This window comes from Gardnerella pickettii, from assembly GCF_029226345.1.
Lineage (GTDB): Bacteria > Actinomycetota > Actinomycetes > Actinomycetales > Bifidobacteriaceae > Bifidobacterium > Bifidobacterium piotii.
In genome coordinates, this window is sequence record NZ_JAKNCU010000001.1 from 267,110 (window position 1) to 289,566 (window position 22,457).

At 39.5% G+C, this 22,457-nt stretch carries 17 protein-coding genes and 2 tRNA genes; 13 read left to right on the top strand and 6 right to left on the bottom strand.

Annotation, left to right across the window (positions count from 1 at the left end; translation table 11 throughout):
* Positions 1-132: 132 nt before the first annotated feature.
* The gene (locus tag MAF46_RS00995; RefSeq protein ID WP_060785554.1) at positions 133-552 is read right to left on the bottom strand and encodes an OsmC family protein; all 420 of its coding nucleotides are present in this window, start codon (positions 550-552) and stop codon (positions 133-135) included.
* A gap of 116 nt (positions 553-668) precedes the next feature.
* Between MAF46_RS00995 and MAF46_RS01000 the strand changes: the two genes are divergently transcribed.
* The 3 genes from MAF46_RS01000 to MAF46_RS01010 all read left to right on the top strand — a co-directional run bounded on the left by MAF46_RS01000 (position 669) and on the right by MAF46_RS01010 (position 2,791).
* Complete coding sequence (locus MAF46_RS01000) at positions 669-1,541, top strand: thymidylate synthase (RefSeq protein ID WP_060785553.1); 873 nt, start codon at positions 669-671, stop codon at positions 1,539-1,541.
* Between the two features lie 62 nt (positions 1,542-1,603).
* Positions 1,604-2,227, top strand: coding sequence for a dihydrofolate reductase (locus MAF46_RS01005; RefSeq protein WP_060785586.1), 624 nt, complete (start codon positions 1,604-1,606; stop codon positions 2,225-2,227).
* Positions 2,228-2,245: 18 nt separating this feature from the next.
* The gene (locus tag MAF46_RS01010) at positions 2,246-2,791 is read left to right on the top strand and encodes a low molecular weight protein-tyrosine-phosphatase (protein WP_004130272.1); all 546 of its coding nucleotides are present in this window, start codon (positions 2,246-2,248) and stop codon (positions 2,789-2,791) included.
* Between the two features lie 113 nt (positions 2,792-2,904).
* On the opposite strand, the gene MAF46_RS01015 is transcribed toward MAF46_RS01010, so the two are convergent.
* Both MAF46_RS01015 and MAF46_RS01020 read right to left on the bottom strand, forming a co-directional pair.
* On the bottom strand, positions 2,905-3,690 hold the full coding sequence (locus tag MAF46_RS01015) for a DUF4191 domain-containing protein (protein WP_004130271.1): 786 nt from the start codon (positions 3,688-3,690) through the stop codon (positions 2,905-2,907).
* 172 nt (positions 3,691-3,862) lie between these two features.
* On the bottom strand, positions 3,863-4,519 hold the full coding sequence (locus MAF46_RS01020; RefSeq protein ID WP_004130270.1) for a DUF3043 domain-containing protein: 657 nt from the start codon (positions 4,517-4,519) through the stop codon (positions 3,863-3,865).
* Positions 4,520-4,656: 137 nt separating this feature from the next.
* On the opposite strand from MAF46_RS01020, the gene MAF46_RS01025 reads away from it, so the two are divergent.
* A complete protein-coding gene (locus MAF46_RS01025) occupies positions 4,657-6,024 on the top strand; it encodes a dipeptidase (protein ID WP_060785552.1) in 1,368 nt (455 codons plus the stop codon).
* Positions 6,025-6,433: 409 nt separating this feature from the next.
* Positions 6,434-9,097, top strand: a complete 2,664-nt coding sequence (locus MAF46_RS01030; protein WP_060785551.1) for an ATP-binding cassette domain-containing protein — start codon at positions 6,434-6,436, stop codon at positions 9,095-9,097.
* Positions 9,098-9,163: 66 nt separating this feature from the next.
* On the opposite strand, the gene MAF46_RS01035 is transcribed toward MAF46_RS01030, so the two are convergent.
* Positions 9,164-9,236, bottom strand: a tRNA-Arg gene (locus MAF46_RS01035).
* 581 nt (positions 9,237-9,817) lie between these two features.
* Between MAF46_RS01035 and MAF46_RS01040 the strand changes: the two genes are divergently transcribed.
* The 8 genes from MAF46_RS01040 (at position 9,818) to MAF46_RS01075 (ending at position 20,186) form a co-directional block, all read left to right on the top strand.
* Entirely contained in the window at positions 9,818-10,447 is a 630-nt protein-coding gene (locus MAF46_RS01040; RefSeq protein ID WP_004130264.1) for a hypothetical protein, read from the top strand.
* 141 nt (positions 10,448-10,588) lie between these two features.
* Complete coding sequence (locus MAF46_RS01045) at positions 10,589-11,170, top strand: tryptophan transporter (RefSeq protein WP_004132537.1); 582 nt, start codon at positions 10,589-10,591, stop codon at positions 11,168-11,170.
* Positions 11,171-11,329: 159 nt separating this feature from the next.
* Positions 11,330-13,213 carry an ABC transporter ATP-binding protein gene (locus MAF46_RS01050; RefSeq protein ID WP_060785549.1) on the top strand — a complete coding sequence of 628 codons (1,884 nt, stop codon included), beginning with the start codon at positions 11,330-11,332 and terminating at the stop codon, positions 13,211-13,213.
* Between the two features lie 14 nt (positions 13,214-13,227).
* Positions 13,228-14,001: an energy-coupling factor transporter transmembrane component T family protein gene (locus tag MAF46_RS01055; protein WP_004130258.1), complete on the top strand. Its 774-nt coding sequence runs from the start codon at positions 13,228-13,230 to the stop codon at positions 13,999-14,001.
* Between the two features lie 56 nt (positions 14,002-14,057).
* Positions 14,058-15,158, top strand: coding sequence for a 1,4-dihydroxy-2-naphthoate octaprenyltransferase (menA, locus tag MAF46_RS01060; RefSeq protein WP_060785548.1), 1,101 nt, complete (start codon positions 14,058-14,060; stop codon positions 15,156-15,158).
* 214 nt (positions 15,159-15,372) lie between these two features.
* Positions 15,373-16,161 carry an ANTAR domain-containing response regulator gene (locus tag MAF46_RS01065; protein ID WP_004130254.1) on the top strand — a complete coding sequence of 263 codons (789 nt, stop codon included), beginning with the start codon at positions 15,373-15,375 and terminating at the stop codon, positions 16,159-16,161.
* A gap of 96 nt (positions 16,162-16,257) precedes the next feature.
* The gene (gene polA / locus MAF46_RS01070) at positions 16,258-19,269 is read left to right on the top strand and encodes a DNA polymerase I (RefSeq protein ID WP_004132529.1); all 3,012 of its coding nucleotides are present in this window, start codon (positions 16,258-16,260) and stop codon (positions 19,267-19,269) included.
* A gap of 59 nt (positions 19,270-19,328) precedes the next feature.
* The gene (locus MAF46_RS01075) at positions 19,329-20,186 is read left to right on the top strand and encodes a Nif3-like dinuclear metal center hexameric protein (RefSeq protein WP_060785547.1); all 858 of its coding nucleotides are present in this window, start codon (positions 19,329-19,331) and stop codon (positions 20,184-20,186) included.
* A 104-nt stretch (positions 20,187-20,290) separates the two neighbouring features.
* Here the strand turns inward: MAF46_RS01075 and MAF46_RS01080 are convergent.
* Positions 20,291-20,377 (bottom strand) — tRNA-Leu (locus MAF46_RS01080).
* Between the two features lie 66 nt (positions 20,378-20,443).
* Entirely contained in the window at positions 20,444-22,423 is a 1,980-nt protein-coding gene (locus tag MAF46_RS01085) for an FAD-binding protein (RefSeq protein ID WP_060785546.1), read from the bottom strand.
* Positions 22,424-22,457 lie beyond the last annotated feature (34 nt).

A 22,457-nucleotide genomic window follows, 5' to 3' on the forward strand; every position in this document is an offset into this window, starting at 1 on the left:
AATAGCTTACATAAATAGCTCTAACAACGTTAAAAGTTTAGCATTGTGTTTAGCATTGCGCCACAAATTGTGATTTTTTGCGTTTTTAGCGTTTTATATTTGGTGTTTTTAATGTTTTAGTGTTTTAGTGTCTTAGTGTCTTATATTTACTGTTACACGCACTTGTGCGCCACGTTCAAGAGTGTGCTTAACTGTGCAACCCTTGCTAATATGCTTTTTCATACGCTCTTTTAGTGCTTGTGCATCTTCGTTAGTTAGTGCAGGCTTTGCGCTTGTAGCGTCTACTGTTAAGTCTTCTTGGAATCTTAAGTAAGTTCCTTCTTCTGGGTCGTAAGTGCCATTTACAACTACGCGCGCGCCTTTTCCTTCTCCAATCGTGTGTTCAACAGCGTATTGGCTGCTTAAAGCTGTGCAACCAGCTAGAGCTATTTGCATTAGTTCTACGGGAGAAAATTGCCCTTCGCCTTTGCCAAATTTTAGTGTTGCTCCGTCTTCGCTTTTTGCAATCCAAGAGCCGTCTTCTAAACGCTCAACCCATATTCTTCTAGCCATTTTTGCTCCTTTGCATTTGTTGTGCTTAGCTAAAACAATTATATAGAGATGTACAGTATAAGTATATTTGCACATGCATTGGTAGTGTTGAATTTAGCTAATGATAGAATAAACGTATGGCTTTAACTCAACAAGAACTTGCAGATTTGCGCGCGCGCGTGTCGCAAAAACCAGTGTCAAATATTCCTACTCCTTACGAGGATTTGGTTAGAAAAATCTTTATGGAAGGCACATTAAAATCAGATCGCACTGGTACGGGAACAATATCTCTTTTTGGTCAACAAATTAGATTTGACTTAAGCAAAAGTTTCCCGCTTATAACAACAAAAACTGTGTTCTTTAAGGGGCTTGCATACGAGCTTCTTTGGTTCCTTAAAGGCTCTAGCAATGTGCGCTGGTTGCAAGAAAACGGCGTGCATATTTGGGATGAGTGGGCAGACGAAAATGGCGATTTAGGGCCTGTTTACGGCGTTCAGTGGCGTAGTTGGCCAGCTCCAACCGAGAAAAATCCAAATCGCACAATCGACCAGATTGCAAACGTTATGGATCTTATTAAAAATCATCCTGATTCTAGAAGAATGATTGTTAGCGCTTGGAATCCTGCAGAAGTAGAGAACATGGCTTTGCCTCCGTGCCACTCGCTTTTCCAGTTCTACGTTGCCGATGGCAAGCTTTCTTGCCAGCTTTACCAGCGTTCTTGCGATATGTTCCTTGGCGTGCCATTCAACATTGCTTCTTACTCGCTTTTAACAATGATGATGGCTCAACAAGCAGGATTAGAACCGGGAGAGTTCGTGTGGACTGGTGGCGATTGCCATATTTACGACAATCACGTTGAGCAAGTGCTTGAGCAGCTTTCGCGCGAGCCTTACCCGTATCCGCGGCTTGAGATTCGCAAAGCTGATTCCATTTTTAGCTACGACTATAGCGATTTTAAGGTTGTTGATTATAAGCATCATCCTACGATTAAAGCTCCTGTAGCGGTGTGACTTTTGCTTTGTTTAGTGATTGATTAGTAGGCTTACGTAGGAGTTTTATGACTAACAATATTATGACTAGCAATATTCCTGTGCGCTTAATTTGGGGGCAAGCATACGATTTTGAAGGCCACACAGGCGCGATGGGCGTTAATGGCGGTATGCCTTGGCGACTTTCCCCAGATTTGCGCTATTTTAAGGCAATGACAATCTCTTGCCCAGTAATAATGGGTAGAGGAACTTGGGATTCTATGCCAGAAAAATTTAGGCCTCTTCCTGGTCGAGAAAATATTGTTGTTTCTAGGAATCCAGACTTTAATCCAAATGGAGCAAAAAGTTTTACAAATATTGAAGACGCAATATGCTACGCAAAAAAGTGGATTGAAGATAATCCTATTGAGCATATAGATTCTTTTGATTTGCCAAAAGATGGCAGAGCAATTTGGATTATTGGTGGCGGCGCAATCTTTAGAGAAGTGATTGAGTCACAAATTGTTGACGCATCTTATGTAACTCAAATTGACGCTAGAGTAGAAGCAGACACGTTTGCTCCAAACATTCAAAAACTTGTAGATGATGGATTGTGGAAAGTTGCGCGCGATGGCGATTGGCAGGAATCGCCTATAAAAGTTGGCGAAAAACAATTCAATACAAAATATAAGTTTATGGTTTATGAGCCAGTTAAATCTAAAAAATAAGCTAGATTAAGGATATGTATGGAATCTTTAAGCAAAATTCACGTAGATGCTAAGCATCCGTATGTTGTTATGACAGTTTGCACGGGGAATATTTGCAGATCTCCAATGGCAGAAATTGTTTTGCGTAACGAGTTTAAGCTTAGAGGATTAAGCGATGTTGTTGCTGTAAAATCGTGTGGTGTAAGCGACGAAGAATACGGAAATCCGATTGATAGGCGTGCGCAAAAAGAGCTTAAAAGTAGGGGATATTCTTTGCCATTAAGCCATTTTGCGCATAGGATTGAGCGAGACGAAATAGAAGAGACGAATCTTTTTCTTCCAATGACGGCTTCGCATATGCAATCTTTGCTTAGGATTATTCCGCCGCAAAAGCGTAGTCTTGTACACATGTATAGGTCTTTTGATCCGTCTTTAGAAAAGCCACAAGCTGGTCGCGAAGCTGTTTTAGATTTGGCAGACCCTTGGTATGGTGGTCCTAAAGAGTTTGAGATTGCAATGGATCAAGTGGAGGAGTGCGCTCCGTACATTGTTGATTGGGTTCAGTCGCGTATAACGCGTGAATAGTATTTGCATATAAATCGCAAGTAAAATCGTAAGTAAAATCGCGTATAAATATATTAAAACCAGACGAACCGCTTGGAACGTCTGGTTTATTTTATACGAAAAAACTTAAGAATTTATTTTCCTCTTAAAGCTCTGCGGCTCACGCGTGGAGTATGAGTTGGGTCAATTCCCTTTGGAATTCCAAACCCTTGCTTTCCTTGCAAAGTGCGTAAACGGTCGTTTAGAATCGCAAGCTCTGTTTTAGTAAGGAAGAATCTGCGATTTGGATGAATTGCAGCAAGAGGAGCAAACTTGTGATTTGTAGGAATCAAAGTTTTAGACTTTAGAACTTTACTCCTTAAATCCTTAAGCTTAATTTGATTTTGGCCATTTCCAACGCAAATGCGGTAAACAGGAATATTGGATCCAGCTGTAACACTTTTAATAGCATGCTCTTGGCGTTCCATAGCATGAGTTAGGCGTTCGTAATTGCCTTCTCCAACAAGAAATATTCCGTTAAAACCAGTTCCACGCCAAATTGCATCTTTGGTGCGAGGATCAACCCATACTGGCTGTTGTGGGAAAGTAAAACCGCCTTTATTGATTGCGCTTAAAATTCCAGCTGCAGCTCCAGGTTTACCTTCTAGTTTTGCGTATCCAACTTTATCTGCGCGCTTTGTTAAAACAACAGTAAAAAGCAAAAGACCAAGCATAAGCGCTGTTACAACCATCATAATCCACGTAAAAATGGACCAGCGTAAAATAGCGCCAACTATAACGCATAGCACTACAGGGGCTACGAAAGCCAGGCCAAGCCAAAGCGGAAGCTGCTTATCGTCTGTATGCGTGTACTTGTAAATGCGCACAATTTGTGAAATCATGCCCGATTTCTTAGTGTTCTTTGACTTCTCGTTTGCCATTTTGCGTTTATCCCCTATACGATATTCGCGTTAATTTTGTTTTGTGCTTATTGCAAGGTTTTCTACAACGGGTTTACTACCACATTTGTGCAACTATTACTTAAGTAGCCTTAAGTAGCATGCTACAAACACACATTTCTATAAATCATATCTTTGTTGGTATACTAGCGTTTTACTTTGGCCAATTACCGCGCTTTGGCGTGCTCGGCTTTGGTAGCCTCCATCTGCGCATTTGTATTGCGCGACTGCAAGCATACATTGCAGACCTAGAGCTTTTAGCAACAGCAGCTTGGCCGTACCTTTTAACAAGTTCTTTTCTAAGTTTTCGCCACATTATTAAAACGTCAATAATCGCAGCAAAAAGATACGCGTAAAGAATAATCGCAAGCGCAAAATAAAGAGCAATATACTTAGTAGACAAGAAGTTTTGTGTAAAGAAGATGCAAATCATAATCACGATTGCAAATGGAACAAAAAACTCGCCAATATTAAAGCGCGCATCTACATAATCGCGAATATACACTCTCCAAGGAAGCTGCTCCGACTTTGGCATATGCGCTAAATCGCCGCTTTTCATAGCTTCGTATTGTGCGTTTTCTCTTTCGCGCAATCGTGCTCGCGCAGCCTTTGCGCTAGCTTTTCTATCGGTTGGAACTAGCGGCCTAAGATTTTGCGCTGCAGCTTCGCTTTGCTTTGGAGTTGGAGCGTTTTTTGTGCGAGTTTTTGGCTTATTTTCTACTTTATTTTCGCTATTTTTATTTGCTGATGGTTGATCGCCATTTTGTGCGTTATTATCAGCGTCTTTTTTTACGAATGGATTCCATGTCATGTTTGCAGATTACCCAACAGACTAGACGCGTTCCATAGATTTTGCTGGCTGTTAATGTTGTTAATAGTGTGATAGTGGTTAGATAGTAGTTAACCGCTTGACTATTTGTTTTGGCTATTTGTTTTAAGGAGATTTGTATGGCTAATCTTAATGTGGAAGATGTTAAGAATCGTGTTAGCGCTGCGTGGAATGATGTTATATCCGTTCTTAGTAAAAAGATAGAGCTTGGAGCTGTTTCTGCTAAAGGCATTACTGGGGATCATATGCGCGCCTCGGCTGAATACGTTGCTGGAGTATTGCGCGAAGTGGGCGTTGATGCTCGCGTTGAGCAGTCTCAAAATCCAGATGGAACTCCAGGCGCATTCGAGGTTGTTGGATCTAGAATTGTAAACCCAAGCGCTCCAACTGTTTTGCTCTACGCTCATCACGATGTTCAGCCTGTTCCAGATGCAAGCGAGTGGAACACGAATCCTTTTAAAGGAACCGAGATAGATGGGCGCTTGTATGGTCGCGGCAGCGCGGACGATGGCGGCGGAATTGCCATTCACTATGGTGCTTTGCGCGCTTTAAGTGAAGATTTAGGCGTAAACATTAAAGTGTTTATTGAAGGCGAAGAGGAGATGGGCTCTCCAAGCTTTATTCCTTTTATTGAGTCTCACAAAGATGAGTTTGAATCCGATGTAATTATTGTTGCAGATTCTGGAAATTGGTCTGCAGAAATTCCAAGCCTTACTACTAGCTTGCGCGGAAACACTACTGTAGACGTTAAGGTTAAGGTTCTTAATCATCAAGTTCACTCGGGTCAGTTTGGTGGACCTATTTTAGATGCATACACGCTTGCTTCAATGCTTGTTGCTTCTCTTTACAACAAAGATGGCGATTTGAATGTTCCTGGAATTGAATCGCAAGAGCCTGTTGGTGGCTTGCAACGCGATTTAGACGAATCGCAAGTTAGAGCCGATTCTTCGGTAGTGGATTCATACAAGCTTGCAGGAACTGGATCTTTGGCTGCACGAATGTGGACTAAGCCAAGTTTGACTGTTATTGGAATGGACGCTCATCCTGTAGAGGAAAGCTTTAACGTTATTGCTCACGAGACACGCTTGCGACTTTCGCTTAGAACTGCGCCTTGCCAGCGTCCTGAGGAAGCGCAAAAAGCATTGAGTGACTTTTTGGTTGCAAACGCCCCATTTGGGGCAGAGGTTACTGTAGAGCCTCTAGATAATGGCATGGGTTGGGCTATGGATCCAAATGCAATTGCAACTAAAGATGCGCTCGCTTCTATGAAAGACGCTTTTGGTGTGGATCCTATTAACAAGGGCGAAGGTGGTTCGATTCCATTTATTCCAGAATTGCAACGAATCTTCCCTAAGGCTCAAGTTTTGGTTACGGGTCCAGAAGATCCAAAGTCTAATGCTCATAGCCCAAATGAGTCGATTTCTCTTTCTGGCTTGAAGTCAAATATTGTAACGGAAGCTTTGCTTCTTAGTCGCTTAGCGAAGTAGTGTTGTAAGTTTTAACTCGCGCATAAAAGCACGCGAACATGTTGATTTTGTGCGCGAGTCTACACAATGCCGTAAAATTTTCACTCGACACGGGTGCTTTGCGTTAATTCGTAAAGCTGAGAGAAACCGCTTGAACGTGAATCCAGGTAATACTGGCGCACGGAGATCAGTTTTTCCCGTGCCTAAAAGTAAAAAGGCACAATCATGTCAACAAGCGTCTTCTATGCATATAGCAATTAAATGCTGTGTGCTGTTTAGATTTTTCTAATCAAGTAGGCGTTTTGGGATTGTAGGATTTGCTAAGATTCTAAGATTTGTTAAGATTCTAAAAATCTATAGTAAAGTCTAATAATCCTAAAAATAATTTAATAAATAATTAAATAAAAATCATTGCCATAAAGGATTTGCTATGCCCGATGAATCTAAAACGCAGGTTTTGAACAATACTAACCAGTACAAAGCTGAAACTTTCCTTCCATCGGCTTTTAGTGCTGCTCAGTTGCGTTTTGAGAATTGGGGTTATCGTCATGCCTCTCGCAAAGCGTTTGCTGTTCGTGGTTTGAACCTGACTATTGAAGCAGGGCAGAGAGTATTGCTATTAGGAGCATCGGGCATAGGCAAGTCCACTATTCTTGAAGGTGCTGCTGGATTAATCGGCAGCGATATTATTCTTAAAAGTGATTCAAACGATAAAAATAGTAACTCTTCTTCGCATAATGTTTTAGTTGAAGACGAAGATGGCGGAGTGAGTGAAGGCGCAGTATTTGTAGACGATGTACCAGTTCATAAGGCTCGCGGACGCGTTGGTTTAGTTTTACAAGACCCAGAATCTCAAGCGATTTTTCAACGTTTAGGAGATAACGTTGCGTTTGGTCCAGAAAACATGAATGTTCCGCGTAAAGAGATTTGGAATATTGTTGACGAAAGTCTTAAAGAGGTTGGCTTAGATGGCTTGCAACTTCATCGATCTACTGCACATTTAAGCGGTGGTCAAATGCAGCGACTGGCTCTTGCTGGTGCTCTGGCAATGAAGCCTAGTGTTCTTCTTTTAGATGAGCCTACAGCAAATCTGGATCCAGACGGCGTTGAGCAAATTGTTTCAGCAGTTGGAAAAGTGCTCGACGATACTCACGCAACAATGGTTCTTGTGGAACATCATGCTCAACCGTGGATTGATTTAATTGACCGAGTAATTGTTTTGGGGCTTGAAAATAGCGGTAATAGCGGTAATAGCAAGAATGGCGAAGATAGCGAAGATAGCAAAAACTTTGTTCACGATGACGATATTGCAAGAGGCGAGAGTGCTAAAACAGTAATCGTAGCTGACGGAACTCCAGACGAGGTGTTTAATCGCAAGGATCTTGACTTTGAAAATCTTGGAATATGGCTTCCAGATAAGTATAAGGATTCAAAAGATAGCAATATAGGTAGGATTCATGTTGAAGGAGAGCCTGATTGCGATCCTTCTGTAGGAGATGGGAAAGTAGTTTTATCTACAAAAAACCTTGCGATTAGTCATACGGATACTCCAATAGCTAAAAACATTAATCTTGAATTTAATTCTGGCCAAATAACGGCTTTGGTTGGCGCAAATGGTGCTGGAAAATCAACTTTGTCTCTAACTTTGGCAGGACTAATTCCGTCAATAGAAGGCGAAGTTGTAGCAAGCGAGGATCTTTGTAAAGAGTTAGACTCAAGTGATCCTATAAAGTGGAAGTCAACTGAACTCGCTAAAAGAATATCGTATGTTTTCCAAAATCCAGAACACCAATTTGCTTGCGGAACTGTTTTAGAAGAGGTTATGTTAGGCCCTATTAGAACAGGCATGAGCGAGGAGGATGCTCGAACAAAAGCTCAAGAATTGCTAGAGCGATTCCGATTAGGCAGATATGCCAATGCAAATCCGTACACGCTTTCTGGAGGAGAAAAGCGCAGGCTTACAGTTGCTGCATCTTTGGCTGCAGCTCCAAGAGTTTTGATTTTAGATGAGCCAACTTTTGGCCAAGATCGAAAAACGTGGATGCAAATTATAAAGCTGATTGCAAGCCTTAGAGCAGACGGCGTTAGTGTTATTGTTGTTACTCACGATAAAGAGCTAGTAGACGCTCTGGGCGCGCGTTTGGTTGAACTTTTGCCAGTTAACAATGATAAGAATAGTGATTCTAGAGATTTATCAGATTTACAAGAATCGCAAGCAAAAGAAGCTTTAGAATCATCGCAAAGCTTGTCTTCTACAACTAATTCAACGAATATTTCTCGAATAAAAGTTAGCGCCGTAAATAAGCGTGATGAGAAAGAAAGAGCCGCAAGTTGCTCGCCATTTTTGGCATCGCTAAATCCTGTTTACCGCATGCTTGGAGCTTTTATGCTTTCCATTCCTTTGCTGTTTACTCTTGATTGGCTTTCTTCGACTATTGCACTTGTTTTAGAGTTTATAATTTTATGGATTGTTGGAATGAATCCTTGGCGTGTTGTTAAGCTTTCTTGGCCTGTTTGGGTTGGTGCGCCTGGATCTGCTCTAGCAGTGTGGTTGTATGGTAAATCTGGCGGAGCAACATTGTTTGATTGGGGAATTATTCACGTAAGCGAGCACTCAACAACTCTTGCAATTGCAACGTTTATTCGTATTTTAGCGATTGGTGTTCCTGCAATTGTTACTGTTATTGGTATTGATGCTACTGATTTAGCAGATGCTTTTAGTCAAGTTATGCACTTGCCAGATAAGTTTGTTTATGGCGGATTAGCAGGAATGAGGCTTTTTAGCGTTTTACAAGACGATTGGGCAGCTCTTAGCGCGTCTAGGCGTTCTCGCGGCCTTGGAGACGATAGTAAGATTCGCGCATTTATGCCTCAAGCTTTTGCTCTTCTTGTTCTTTCGATTCGTAGGTCTAGTACTTTAGCAACAGCAATGCAAGCGCGCGGTTTTGGAGGAGAAAATCCAAGATCTCATGCACGCATAAGTCACGTAAATAAGCGCGACTATGTGTTTATGGTTGTGTGCTTAATTATTCCTGCAATTGCATTAATTGCATCTGTTTACTACGGTACGTTTGCGCTTCTTGGTGGAAATTAATTTTGATGTGTCCCATGTGAGACACATGCTGAAAACGTTGAAATAAAGCCATTTTGGGATATTTTGTGGGCTTGATGGGATTTGAACCCACGGCCTTCTGCTCCGGAGGCAGACGCTCTATCCGCTGAGCTACAAGCCCGCAACTTGTGAAAGTATACACGTTGCTAGGGATTGAGGTTGTTTTATATAAGATTAGACATGCGTTTTATGCGCTTACGGCGTTTTGCCTGGAATTGCGCCGATTTAAGTGTGGATATTTTTACGTGTTTTGTGTGATTTTTTGCTAATTTTATCTTTTGTTTGCATTTGTACTTTTATAGTGTTAGCATCGAACACAACACAAACGCATATCGTAAATTTTACGGTGTTAGGTTTGTGATTGACCACATAGGCATTTAGCTTTGCAGCTAAAGTATTTAAGGAGGCGGCTATCATGCGTAACATGAATGCTCAAGCTCGCGATACTTTTGATGCTGCTCGTATGTGGTGGTGGCAGACTTCTCTTTGGCGTAGTTTACTCTAAAGTTTTAGAAGCTGCTTGTTTAGGCTTATAAAAGACCTCTAGGGTAAACCTAGGGGTCTTTTTTATATCCTAAAACGCAAAATCTATTTGGCTTTAATCCAAATCTAAAACAATCTAAACAATCTAAAACTAACAACAATCTAAACCAAAATTGTTGAAAAACAAACAACGTAAAAATTTACGTAAAGGAGAAAATCATGAATCAAGAGTCAACTAACGTAGAAGCTACTAACACAGAGCAAACATCTGCACAGTCCGAAATTAATCAAGCAGCTACTTTGCTAAAAGGCGTAAATGTTAAAAAGCACGCTTTAGATATTACGTCTTTAGTGTTGGTTGCTGTTCTTTTTGCAGCTGGATGCATTCTTGATTTTACAGTTGCAAAGTCGCTTTCGATTGGAAACATTCAGCCAGAGTTTGTTATTGCATCGTTCTGCTTGTCTATTTTGCTTGTTCGTCCAAATGTTATTCAAGGTGCGATTATTGGCGCTTTGGCTGCTACTTTGATTCAATTTAACACTTCGATTCCTGGTCTTGAATACGCTTGCGATATTCCAGCAGCAATCATTATGACGTTAGCGCTTATGGGATATCTAAAAGCTTTCCCTAAGGATGCTGCTAGAAAGTTCAGTGTGTTCCCGTTTATATCTACGTTTGTTGCAACTGTTATTTCTGGAATGATTTTTGCAACAATCGCATCCTTCTTTATTCTTCACTCTCCAAACACTGTTCTTGTTATGCTTCCAATCATTTTGGGAACTGCTGTGTTTAATGCTGTTGTTGTGGAAGTTCTTTACACTCCAATTCGACTCGTTTTGCATAAGTAATCACAAATAAATCGCCATTGAAAATGAGAAATAAATTAACTTGAATCAACGTAAACAAATATAAATAAACGTAAATAAACGTAAATAAACATCAAAAGTCGATAATTAAAACTTGATTATCGCAACATAAAGGAGAAGAATATGAATCAGGGAATTAACGAACATGCAGGTAGCATGATCAATGCTGTAAGTGTTAAAAAGCACGCTTTAGATGTTACGTCTTTAGTGTTGGTTGCTGTTCTTTTTGCAGCAGGATGTATTCTTGACTTTACAGTTGCAAAAGCACTTTCAATTGGAAACATTAAACCAAACTTCTTAATCGCATCGTTCTGTCTTGCGATTTTGCTGGTTCGTCCAAATGTTATTCAGGGTGCGATTATTGGTGCTTTGGCTGCAACTTTAATGCAATTTAACGCATCTATTCCTGGTCTCAATTATGTTTGCGATATTCCAGCAGCAATTGTTATGACTTTGATGATTATGGCTTATGTTCACGTTTTCCCTAAGGATGCTGCTAGAAAGTTTAGTATTTTCCCACTCATAGCAACTTTTATAACTACAGTTGTTTCTGGTTTAATATTTGCTTCTACTGCATCTTTCTTTGTTCTTTATTCTCCTAAGACGATTCTTGTTATGCTTCCAATCATTTTTGGAACTGCTGTGTTTAATGCTGTTGTTGTTGAAGTTCTTTACACTCCAATTCGACTTGTTTTGCACAAGTAAGTGTTTGAATTTGTTCTAGATGATTTGTTCTAGATGATTTGTGTTGGATAATATTTAGCAAGTCATATAATTATCAAAGAATGAATCGTAGAATAAGCATAATCATAGAATAATCATTAGTAATAGTAATTGTTAGGTTTTTAAGAGTTAGGAATTATTGTGCCTTTGCTTGAGTTAAAAGATGTGTCTTTTAAGTATGTGAATCGGAATAAAGATGATTCTTTAGACTCTTCAAAGGCACACGATTCCACTCTTGCGCTAAAAGATGTAAGTCTTAGCATAGAATCTGGCGAATTCGTTGGTATTATTGGCCCTTCTGGGTCTGGAAAAACAACGCTTGCTTCGCTTTTTTCTGGCGCGATTCCGCATCATTATTCTGGAGAACTTTCTGGAAGTGTTAAGATTGCTGGTCAAGACACTAAAAATCTTGCTTTAACTAATATTGCTTGCTTAATTGGATCTGTTATTCAAGACATTGATGCGCAAATGGTTGCTGCAAATGTAGAAGATGAGATTCTTTTTGGCTTAGAAAACTTTGGCGTTGCGCATAGCGAAATACCAAGTCGAATAGATGAAGCTTTGCAAATTGTTGGCATTAGTGATTTGCGCAACCGCGATTTAGATACTCTTTCTGGAGGCCAAAAGCAGAAAGTTGCGATTGCTGCTATTCTTGCGTTAAAGCCTAAAGTTATGGTGTTAGATGAGCCTACGTGCGCTTTAGACCCTGTTTCTTCTAAAATGATTTTTTCGATTCTTAAAGATTTGAATAAGAATTTTGGAATAACAGTTGTGGTAATTGAGCAAAAAGTGGCGCTTTTAAGCGAGTATTGCAAGCGCTTAGTTGTGCTTTCTAATGGCACTTTGTCGCTTGATTTGCCTGTTAGCCAAGCGCTGAAAAACATGGATTTGCTTTATTCTATTGGAATAAATTATCCACGCACTACGCATTTGGTTAATGATTTACAGAGCAAGAATGTTTGTTCTAAAAGCGATTTGCCTGTGTCTGTAGAAGATACAGTAAATACTATTGTTAATACGATTAATAGTGGAAAATCTTTGACTTCACATGTTGATTCGCATAGTGAATTTGATAATAGTGAATGCGATAATAGTGAATGCGATTCAAATAAATCGGCGGTTGCTGGCGACTTTTCCCACGAATCGCAAGTATCCGAACAATCTTATGCGCAATATTCCGCGCAAAATCAATCAAAAAACACTTCTCCGTGTCTTTCGCTTAAAAACGTCAGTTTTTCGTACCCAAGTGGAGTTAGTGCGCTAAAAAACGTGTCTTTTGAAGCTTACGCTGGGGAGCTAGTAACTCTTGTTGGAAGAAATGGCGCTGGAAAAACAACCGTTACTAAGCTAATCAACGGTTTGCTTAAGGCGAGCAGTGGCAACATTTTTATTGATGGTAAAGACACTAGCAACATGAAGATTAGCCAAATTGCTCACTATGTTTCTACGCTTTTCCAAAATCCAGATCGTCAGCTTTGCAAAGATACTGTTTTAGAAGAAGTGGCGTTTAGTTGCATTCTTTTAGGAGAGTCTGTTAAAGATGCTAATGATCATGCAATGCAAATGATTGAAAAGCTAAATCTAGATCCTAAAGCAAGCCCATTTATGCTTTCTAGAGGCCAGCGTCAAATGGTTGCATTGGCTGCAACTGTTGTAACTAAACCTAAGATTCTTGTTTTAGACGAGCCAACGTGTGGCTTAGACTACATGGAATGCTTGCGCATTATGCAAGTTGTAGAAGACCTTAGAGATCACGGTTGTTGCATAATAATGGTTTGCCACGATATGGAAGTGGTTCTTGACTTTGCAACGCGTTTAATCGTAGTAAACGATGGCAAAATTCTAGAAGACGGAAGCATAAGTTGCGTTTTTGAAAACAATGCGATTTGCAAAGAAGCTGCATTATGTGCTCCACTTTTGTGTGCTGTATCTCAAGGCTTAGTCAAAAATGGTTTTGACGCTTGTAAGGGCTTGTATAAGAGGGATATGTTGGTTGATGCTCTTAAAAAGAGTAGCAATTTGTAAAGCAAGGTGTAATTATGCAAACTAAAATCTTAACGTATAACGAAGGCTCAACTTTGCTTCACAAAGCAAATCCTATTGCAAAGCTCATATTAGCTGTAAGCGTTGTTGTGTCTGCTTTTATAGCTCAACAATTCACTGTTCTTGTTGTTATTGCAGCGCTTATTCTTGCTGGTATGGCTATGGCTGGCATTCTTAAAGCGCTGTTTCCTCTTGTGCGCGCAATGCTTATTCTTGGCGTTGTAATGTTCTTTTTACAAACAGTTATTGCTCAAGGCGGAAACTACATGTTCTTATGGTTTAGTACAAAGGGAATTTCTGTTGCATTGCGAGCATCTTTAAGACTTTTTTGCTTTGCATTGCCTCTTGTAAGCGTGCTTAGCATTACAAAACTAAACGATTTAGCTAACGCTGTTGTTCAATACTTACACATTCCATATTGCTATGCTTTTACAATCACTACAGCTGTGCGATTTGTTCCTATTTTTGCGTACGAGATGTCTCAAATTACAGAAGCTCAAATGGCAAGAGGAGTGGAGTTCGATACAAAGAATCCTTTCAAAAAGATTAAGCTTATGATGCCTTTGATTGTGCCTCTTTTAGTTTTGTCTGTTCGTAAAGCAGATAGCTGTGCGCTGGCTGCAGAAGAGCGAGGATTCTATTTGCGCACACGTAAGTCTTCTTTTAGAAAGTATCCTTTTGGCTGGCGTGGATTTGTTCTTCTTGTTATATCTGTTTTAATGATTGCTTTGCCAATTCTTGCGTCTATGTTTGCTCCACAAATAATCTAAAATAGTCTAAACTAATCTAGAATCAATTAAAAAATTCTAGAATTTAGGCGATTTTAATGACTAATATTAAGTTTTGGCTTAAAGGTGCAAGACTTTATACTCTTCCAATTGGAATCGTGCCAGTTGTTATGGCAATTTCGATTTTTGCAAGGTATTTATTTAGCGGTCAAATACTTGTAAAGACTTACAATGTTGAAAATTTTGCTTTGCAAGCGTTTTTGTGTTTGTGTGTTGCTGTTTTTATGCAAATTTCAGTAAACTATGCAAACGATTATTGTGACGGTTTGCGCGGATTAGATAATCAAAGGTCTAAGCGAGATGTAAGCGTAAAAAACAAAGCGTTGTGCGATGTGTCTTGGAGGCTTGCAAACGCTGGTATTAAGCCAAAATCAGTGTTGTATGCTGCTTGCATATCTGCTCTAATATCGTGCGTTTTTGGACTAGTTATTACGATTAGAAGCGGAATTTGGATGTTTATTCCTCTTGGATTAATTTGCGTTATAGCAGCTTGGTTTTATGCAGGAGGATCACACCCATACGGATATAGGGGTTGGGGAGAGCTTAGTGCGTTTTTGTTCTTTGGACCAGTAGCGTTTTTAGGAACATTGTGTGCTCTTTTTTATGCAAGTGGTTTTTCTAAAGACTCAATAACTGCAGCAAGCATTGAGCAAATTGTTTTTTGCGTATTATTATCTTTTATTCCAGGCGGATTTTCTGCTTGCCTTATGATGATTAATAATTTAAGAGATATAGAAAGCGATACGCAACATAAAAAGATTACTGCAATGTCTTTGCTTGGCAAACGCAAGGGCAGTGTTGTATTTACTTGTGTTGCTGTTTTAGTGACGATTTTACAATCATCTTATGTGCTGTTATATTTGTTTGATTCTCGATTTATAGGCGTATTTTTAAGCATTGATAACCCTTATAAAACTGTTTTCGCGTTAAGCAATACATTATTTAATAATGGTGTGTTTGTTGTTTCTTGCATTCTGTTACTATTGATTACTTGCGTGTTTATTAAAAAAGCGTGCTCGCTAATATACGCAGTTATTAATGGGAATTATGCTAGTGCTTTTCCATTGTGCGTACAGTTAGCAATGCTCGGTGCTTTGACTTTTGTATTGTCATTATTTGCATGTGCTTTACCGCATTAAAAAGCGGTTTGTAGCGTATTTTTATACACGCATGCGAGTAAAATCGTTGGCAACGCGCACAGTGTGCTTTTGGTGTTTGTGCATAAAACTTGCATGATGCTAGCCTAAAAATAAACGCAAAGATGGCGAGTATGAGTATTAAGTGTGCGAATGTATGTGTTAGTGGAATGCATAGCGCTGTTGCCTTGTGTTTTGGTAAGGAAATGAGGTTAGAATGTCGGCTGAAAACAGCGATGAAGAGATGGGGAATGCGCCTGTTGTGCTTACAGATGATGAATTGCGTAATGCATATGAATCGTCGAATGGCGTAGAAAGCAATAATAAAAATAGCGAGCAAAAAGAAAACAGCGTTAAAACTGTTGTTGTTGCAGAAGATGAAGCAGTAAACCGTATGGATCTTGTAGCAATGCTAGAAGATAACGGATATAAGGTTGTTGGTCAAGCTGCAAATGGGCAGGAGGCTATTGACCTTACTCGTGAAAATCGTCCAGACGTTGTTTGCATGGACGTTAAAATGCCTGGTGTGGATGGAATTCAAGCGGCTGCTACGATTTGCGACGAAAATATTGCACCTGTTGTTATGCTAACTGCTTTTTCGCAATCGGACTTAGTTAAGCGCGCTACTGGCGCTGGAGCAATGGCGTATGTTACAAAGCCTTACGAAGAGTCAAAGCTTTTGCCAGCTCTAGAAGTTGCAATGGGCAGATTTAGCGAGATTAACGATTTGCTCGATAGTGTTGAACGTACAGAAAACAAGCTTCAAGATGCTCAAGATCAGCTTCGTAAAGCAGAAGAAAAGCTTAAGAAAGCAGAAGATACTCTCGAAGAGCGCAAGCTTGTAGATAGAGCAAAAGGCTTACTTATGGATAAAGCTGGGTTCTCGGAGCAGGGTGCTTTCCGTTGGATCCAAAAAACTTCTATGGATCAGCGTATTCCAAAGAAGCGTCTTGCGTTGGCTATTATCGCTAAGTATGGCGAAGAAAAGCCATCTGACGAAGCGTAGTAAGTCAAAATAATTTTGATAATCGCGGTTTCTTGCGCGAGCTATGCATAAATAATTTCAAAAGTTTATTTTATAAAAAACGCAGGTGGGTGTTAAGTGGATACCAGCATCGTTGCAAACGAGGATTCTTTGAATAATGAGGATTATAAGGGAACGTTGTTGGTGGTAGATGGCCACTCACTTGCGTTTCGTGCTTTTTACGCAATATCGGCAGATAATTTTTCCACAAAATCTGGTTTTGCTACTAATGCAATATGGGGCTTTTCTACTATGCTTTCGCAAGTCATAGAAAAAGAGAAGCCAGATAAGCTTGCGGTTGCTTTCGACGTTAAAGGTGGAACTTTTAGAAACAAGCTTTTGCCGCAATATAAGGGTACTCGTGAAGCTGCTCCAGAAGAACTTATATCTCAGTTGCCCGTTATTCAAAAAATGCTTAGTGCGTTAGGTGTTAAGTACATTACAAAGCAGGGCTACGAAGGCGACGATATTATTGCTACTTTGGCAACTATGGGTGCTAATGCTGGTTATAAAACGCTTGTGCTTTCTGGAGATCGCGATGCTTTTCAGCTAATTAATAACACTATTAACGTGCTGTACCCAGGCAGGCATTTTAAGGATCTAAAGCAAATGGATCCTAATGCGATTGTTGAAAAATACAATGTTACGCCTAGTCAGTATTCAGATTTAGCAGCATTGCGCGGGGAAACGTCTGATAATATTCCAGGAGTTCCAGGAGTTGGAGATGGTTATGCTGCTAAGTGGATTAATCAATTTGGCAGTCTAGAAGGCATTATTGAAAACGCAAGTCAAATCAGTGGTAAAAAAGGCGAGTCTTTACGAGAAAGCATTGATCAGATTCGATTAAATAAAAAAGTTAATACTCTTGTTAAAGATTTAGACCTTGGAGTTAGTGTTAACGATCTTGATTTTGGCAATGTAAACGCTGCGTCTGTTGGAGAGCTGTTCGAAAATCTTGAATTTGGTACACGTACTAGAAGAAAGATTCTAAAAGAGTTTACGCGCGGGAGCAAAGAGCTTTTAGATGAGAATATTAAAACAATGATTTCTGCTGGAAGTGCGCATGCAGAAAATAGTGGTTCTACGGAATCAAATGATTCAGATGATATAGAAGACGTTAAAGCTCTGTTAGATAAAATAAACGTGCATAATATTAATTCCGAGTCTGATGCAGATAATTGGATTAGTATTGCAAAATCTTGTGTTGCGGATTCTTGCGACTTTTCCGACTCGTATATAAATAGTGCAAATCTTATAAGAAACGACTTAGAATGCGCAAAAACAATAAAAGAGCATAAAGAATTAGTAGTATTTGCTGTAGAAGAAAAAAACAACACTAATCAGTTTGGTATTTTTGCAAAAGCATTAATAATCCTAGCTGGTAACGACGCTGCAATTGTGTATGCAAATGTTCTTAATGAAAATAGCGGAATCGCTTCTAAACTAAGAGATTTTATAAAAAAGCATGAGTCTTCAGTTGTTTTGCATGATTATAAAAAGCATATTGCTCTTTTAGCGTCTCTAAGAGTCGTAGAAGATAATTATTCTTTTAGCCCACTAGTCGACACTCGTTTAGCATCTTACTTAATTGAGCCAGATTTTAAGAACGAAAATCTTTGCGATATGGCTGAGCATGTTTTGAATATTCATATAGGCTCTTCGCAATTAAACGATGAACCGACGCAAGGCAAACTTGATTTTGATATTGATAGCAGCCAAGATTCTAAAGAGCAATATTCGCAAAGTCAAGATAACAAAGAATTAGAAGAAAGCATGCTAGAAACAGCTTTGACTATACGTTTGCTTTCTAAACAATATGCGAAAAAGTTGGATGAGCGCAAGCAAACTGGCTTAATGATAGACGTTGAAATGCCTGTTTCTAGAGTTTTAAGGAAGATGGAAGATACGGGCGCTGCTGTAGATATGCTACGACTTGCGTCTATGAAAGATAATTTTGCAAGTGAAGCGAATTTTGCTCAAAAAATGGCGCTAGACGTTGCAGCTAAGCCAATAAATTTGCAAAGTCCTAAGCAAATTCAGCAATTGCTGTTCGAAGACATGGGTCTAAAGCCTACTCGTAGAACAAAAAGTGGCTCATATACTACTAATGCAGAAGCTTTACAAGCGTTGTATGCAAAAATTGATCCAGATGAAAAGTCAAGTCAATTTTTAGGCGCTTTGCTTAAGTATCGAGAAACTAATAAATTAAAGCAAATTGTTCAAAGCCTTATTGATGCTGCAAGATATAAAGACGGTAGGATTCACACAACTTTTGAGCAAACTATTGCTGCTACTGGTCGATTAAGTTCTTCGGACCCAAATTTGCAAAATATACCAAACAAGAATGTTGATGGTAGGGAGATTAGAGCGGCTTTTGTTCCAGGAAGAGACTATGAGCAGCTTATGAGCTGCGATTATTCGCAAGTGGAACTTAGAATTATGGCTCATGCTTCTGAAGATAAAACGCTTATTGATGCTTTCCAGTCTGGTGTTGATTTTCATAAGTTTGTAGCGAGCTTAGTTTATAGGATTCCAATAGAGCAAGTTAGTGCAGATCAGCGTAGCCACGTTAAAGCAATGAGCTACGGGTTAGCGTATGGACTCAGTACGTATGGTCTTGCAAAGCAACTAGGAATTAGTCCTGCTGCTGCAGAAGTTCTTAAAGAAAAGTATTTTAATACTTTTGGTGCAGTACACGACTATTTGGAGTCTTTAGTAGATAAAGCTAGAAAGCTTGGATACACTCAAACAATGTTTGGTAGAAGAAGATATTTCCCAAAGTTAAATTCTACGAACAGGGCATCTAGAGAAGCTGCAGAACGAGCTGCTCTAAACGCTCCTATTCAGGGAAGTGCTGCAGACATTATGAAGCTTGCAATGATTAGAGTAGACGATGATTTGCGAAAAGCTAATGTTAAGAGTCGCGTGATTTTGCAAATCCACGACGAACTTGTTCTTGAGATTGCTCATGGCGAGGCGGATGTTGTAGAAGATATTGTTAAAAATGCTATGGAACATACTGTTGAGCTTTCTGTTCCGCTTAGTGTTTCTACTGGAGTTGGTGCTGATTGGCAGCTTGCTGCGCATTGATTTTGTTTGTGAGAATTATTGTAAAGACCACTGTAGGATTATTGTAGAGGATAGGAATAATGGCAACTTTAGGTGAGATTGTTAATGTTTTAGAAGACTTATATCCTTTAAGTCTTGCTGAGTCTTGGGATAATCCAGGATTAATCGTTGGGAATCCTTCGCATAAAGTTAATAAAATTATTTGCTTATCGGATCCAACTTTAGAAGCTGTTGAAGAATCATGCAAAATGGGTGCTGATTTGATTGTTTCGCACCATCCTTTGTTTTTTAAGTCGGTTCACGAAGTTTCTGGTTTTTCTGTTCGCGGAAAAATAGTTCAAACTCTTATTGAAAATCGTTGCGGATTGTGGGTTGGTCACACTAATGCGGATGCAGCTTTTAGGGGAGTAGCAGATGCTGCGTCTAATGCTTTTGGCCTTAAGGATTTGCACCCTCTTGTTCCAGTAAGCAATAATGACACTTCTCTTGGTCTTGGCAGAGTTGGAGTGCTTGAGCAAAAAATCACGCTTAAAGAGTTTGCTATGCGCGTTTTCAATGCTTTACCTGCTACTAAGCTAGGTGTTCAAGTGTGCGGAGATGTTGATGCAATGGTTAGTAAAATAGCTGTTCTTCCAGGTTCTGGCGATTCCTTATTCGATGAAGTTCGCGCTTGTGGCGCAGACGTGTATGTAACAAGTGATTTAAGACATCATCCTGTAACGGACGCGTACGAGCAAGCTATTTATGAATCGCAACTAACGCACTCTAATATTATTAAGCCTATGCTTATAAACACTCCTCATAGCGCTATTGAATCTTTGTGGTTTAAGTATGCTGTTAAAGATATTCACGATTCTATATATAAGAATTTTGGTGAATCATTAGACGTTTCTTGGATTGGTAGAGCTTTTGACCCTTGGAATTACGTGATTAACTAGCGTGATTAACTAGCGTGATTAGTTAGTGCGATTATTTACGCGATTAGTGTTTGCGAATACGAAACAAAAAAGTCTTGCTGATTTCTCAGCAAGACTTTATTTTGTGTCCGGAGCGGGACTTGAACCCGCACGCCTGTACAAATAGGCACTAGCACCTCAAGCTAGCGCGTCTACCATTCCGCCACCCGGACGGGTGTTTTAGACAACAGATAGAACTATAACATCTTTTTTAACTCTTTGCTTCGGCGTGTTGCAAATTAATTGATTTTTGTAATAATTTCTTTAATTTCGCTAGCATTTTGAGCGTTAATTGGACGATTTGGGTCAAAATCCACTACTACAACTGGAATATTTTGCACTTTTCCACTTAAATCCACTATAGAATGTTGCGGATTTTGGCTGTTGTTATGCTGTGGATAATCCAATCTTGTAAAAGATCCTCTAGATTCATGTCTTGCAAGTGATGCTTGCAAAACTGCTTTTGCAAATGTAATCAAGTTTTTCAATTCCAAAATAGCTGTCAGTTCTTGATTAAAAACAAGATTTTTAGAATGCAAAATAAGCATTTTAGCTTTTGGAATAATAAGCGTATCTATTTTTTGCAAAGCTTCTTTAATGCTCTGTTCGTTGCATCTTACTGCAACAGCTGTTTCCATAATCTCTTCTAGAGCATCTAAAAGCATGTATGGATTTTGCTCATCTTTTGAATCGTTCTCGCTTTGCATAAGAGCGCGTATTTTTTGGATTCGCTTTTTAGCTAACTCGTCTATTTTTGGGGTTTTATTTTGTAAATTATATTGATTATTTTGATTATTTTGTTCTAGAGTTTCTTCTTGATTTTGAGTTTCTTCTTGATTTTGCAAGTTTTTTGCAATAGATTTTCCTGCGATTTTTCCAAATAAGCAAGCGTCAAGAAGTGAGTTTCCGCCAAGGCGATTAGCGCCATGTACTCCCGAGCAAGCGCATTCTCCAGCAGCGTATAATCCCTTTATGCTTTGTTTTTTCCCTCTATCTAATTTATAGACTTGGCTGTTAAGAGTGATTGGTATTCCACCCATTGTGTAATGTGCAGTAGGCTTAATAGGCACAAGATCTTTTGAAGGATCTAAATGTGCATATTTTTCAATCGTCTCAACAACTTGCGGAAGAGCATCTAACATGTGCTGTTTTTCTATATGAGTCATGTCTAGCCAAACGCAATCTTTTTTATCAACGTTGCTAGTTGTGTCTTCCACTCCTCGCGCTGCATCTACTTCTGCTATAATCGCCCTGCTTACAACGTCTCTTGGAGCTAAATCCGCGTGCGTATTGTCGTAGTTCTTCATAAATGCTTCGTTTTTGCAATTCCTAAGCACTCCGCCTTCTCCTCGCGCAGCTTCCGAAAGCAATATTCCAGTGTGCGCTAATCCAGTTGGGTGGAATTGTATAAACTCTATGTCTTCTAATTGCAATCCAGCGTTTAGCGCTAAAGCCATTCCATCTCCAGTTAAATCCCAAGAGTTGGAAGTTGTTGCAAATAATCTTCCAGCGCCTCCAGTTGCAATAAGAACATTGTTTGCGCTTATTTTTTCTACGCTTCCTGTTTTTTCGTTTAGCGCTATAACTCCTTCTACGCTGTTTGTTTCGCTATTTATTGCAATATCTGTAACGTAAATTTCTTCGCTAATGTTAATGTTTTCTTCTAAGCATTTTTGCCACAAACTGTATAGAATTTGGTGACCGATTCTATCTGCAGCGTACGCAGCTCTCCTAACTGGCTGTTTTCCAAAGTCGGCAGTGTGACCTCCAAAGAATCTTTGATTAATGTGGCCGTCTTTTGTTCTAGAAAAAGCAACTCCAAAGTGCTCAAGTTCAATAACTGTGTCTCTAGCTTCTTTTGCCAGCATTTTTGCTGCGTCTTGATCGCTTAGCCAGTCGCCTCCGTGAACAGTGTCGTAATAGTGCCATTGCCAGCAATCTTTTTCTACGTTTCCTAATGATGCTGCGATTCCTCCTTCGGCAGAGCCTGTATGAGATCTTAATGCTTGAAGTTTGCAAATCACTAATATTTTAGGCTGTTTTCCGTGCGTTTTTAGCGTTTGGTACTCTTTAGACTTTACTAAGCCTAATGCAGCTGAAAGTCCTGCAGCTCCAGCTCCAATAATTAAAACGTTATAAAACGAGTTATTTATTTTTATTTGCTCGCTTTTTTCTTGACTTTTTGCGTTTGATTCGCTTTGCTCAAAGTTTGATTGCATAACACTTATTTTCTCATATTTTTTGTATTTTATT

Bases quoted from the DNA above. Each gene is read 5' to 3' on its own strand.
- MAF46_RS01030 (WP_060785551.1), top strand. From the start codon at position 6,434: ATGCCCGATGAATCTAAAACGCAGGTTTTGAACAATACTAACCAGTAC.
- MAF46_RS01025 (WP_060785552.1), top strand. From the start codon at position 4,657: ATGGCTAATCTTAATGTGGAAGATGTTAAGAATCGTGTTAGCGCTGCG.
- MAF46_RS01015 (WP_004130271.1), bottom strand. From the start codon at position 3,690: ATGGCAAACGAGAAGTCAAAGAACACTAAGAAATCGGGCATGATTTCA.
- menA (WP_060785548.1), top strand. From the start codon at position 14,058: ATGACTAATATTAAGTTTTGGCTTAAAGGTGCAAGACTTTATACTCTT.
- MAF46_RS01010 (WP_004130272.1), top strand. From the start codon at position 2,246: ATGGAATCTTTAAGCAAAATTCACGTAGATGCTAAGCATCCGTATGTT.
- MAF46_RS01000 (WP_060785553.1), top strand. From the start codon at position 669: ATGGCTTTAACTCAACAAGAACTTGCAGATTTGCGCGCGCGCGTGTCG.
- MAF46_RS00995 (WP_060785554.1), bottom strand. From the start codon at position 552: ATGGCTAGAAGAATATGGGTTGAGCGTTTAGAAGACGGCTCTTGGATT.
- MAF46_RS01040 (WP_004130264.1), top strand. From the start codon at position 9,818: ATGAATCAAGAGTCAACTAACGTAGAAGCTACTAACACAGAGCAAACA.
- MAF46_RS01085 (WP_060785546.1), bottom strand. From the start codon at position 22,423: ATGCAATCAAACTTTGAGCAAAGCGAATCAAACGCAAAAAGTCAAGAA.
- MAF46_RS01005 (WP_060785586.1), top strand. From the start codon at position 1,604: ATGACTAGCAATATTCCTGTGCGCTTAATTTGGGGGCAAGCATACGAT.
- MAF46_RS01065 (WP_004130254.1), top strand. From the start codon at position 15,373: ATGTCGGCTGAAAACAGCGATGAAGAGATGGGGAATGCGCCTGTTGTG.
- MAF46_RS01020 (WP_004130270.1), bottom strand. From the start codon at position 4,519: ATGACATGGAATCCATTCGTAAAAAAAGACGCTGATAATAACGCACAA.
- MAF46_RS01075 (WP_060785547.1), top strand. From the start codon at position 19,329: ATGGCAACTTTAGGTGAGATTGTTAATGTTTTAGAAGACTTATATCCT.
- MAF46_RS01045 (WP_004132537.1), top strand. From the start codon at position 10,589: ATGAATCAGGGAATTAACGAACATGCAGGTAGCATGATCAATGCTGTA.
- MAF46_RS01055 (WP_004130258.1), top strand. From the start codon at position 13,228: ATGCAAACTAAAATCTTAACGTATAACGAAGGCTCAACTTTGCTTCAC.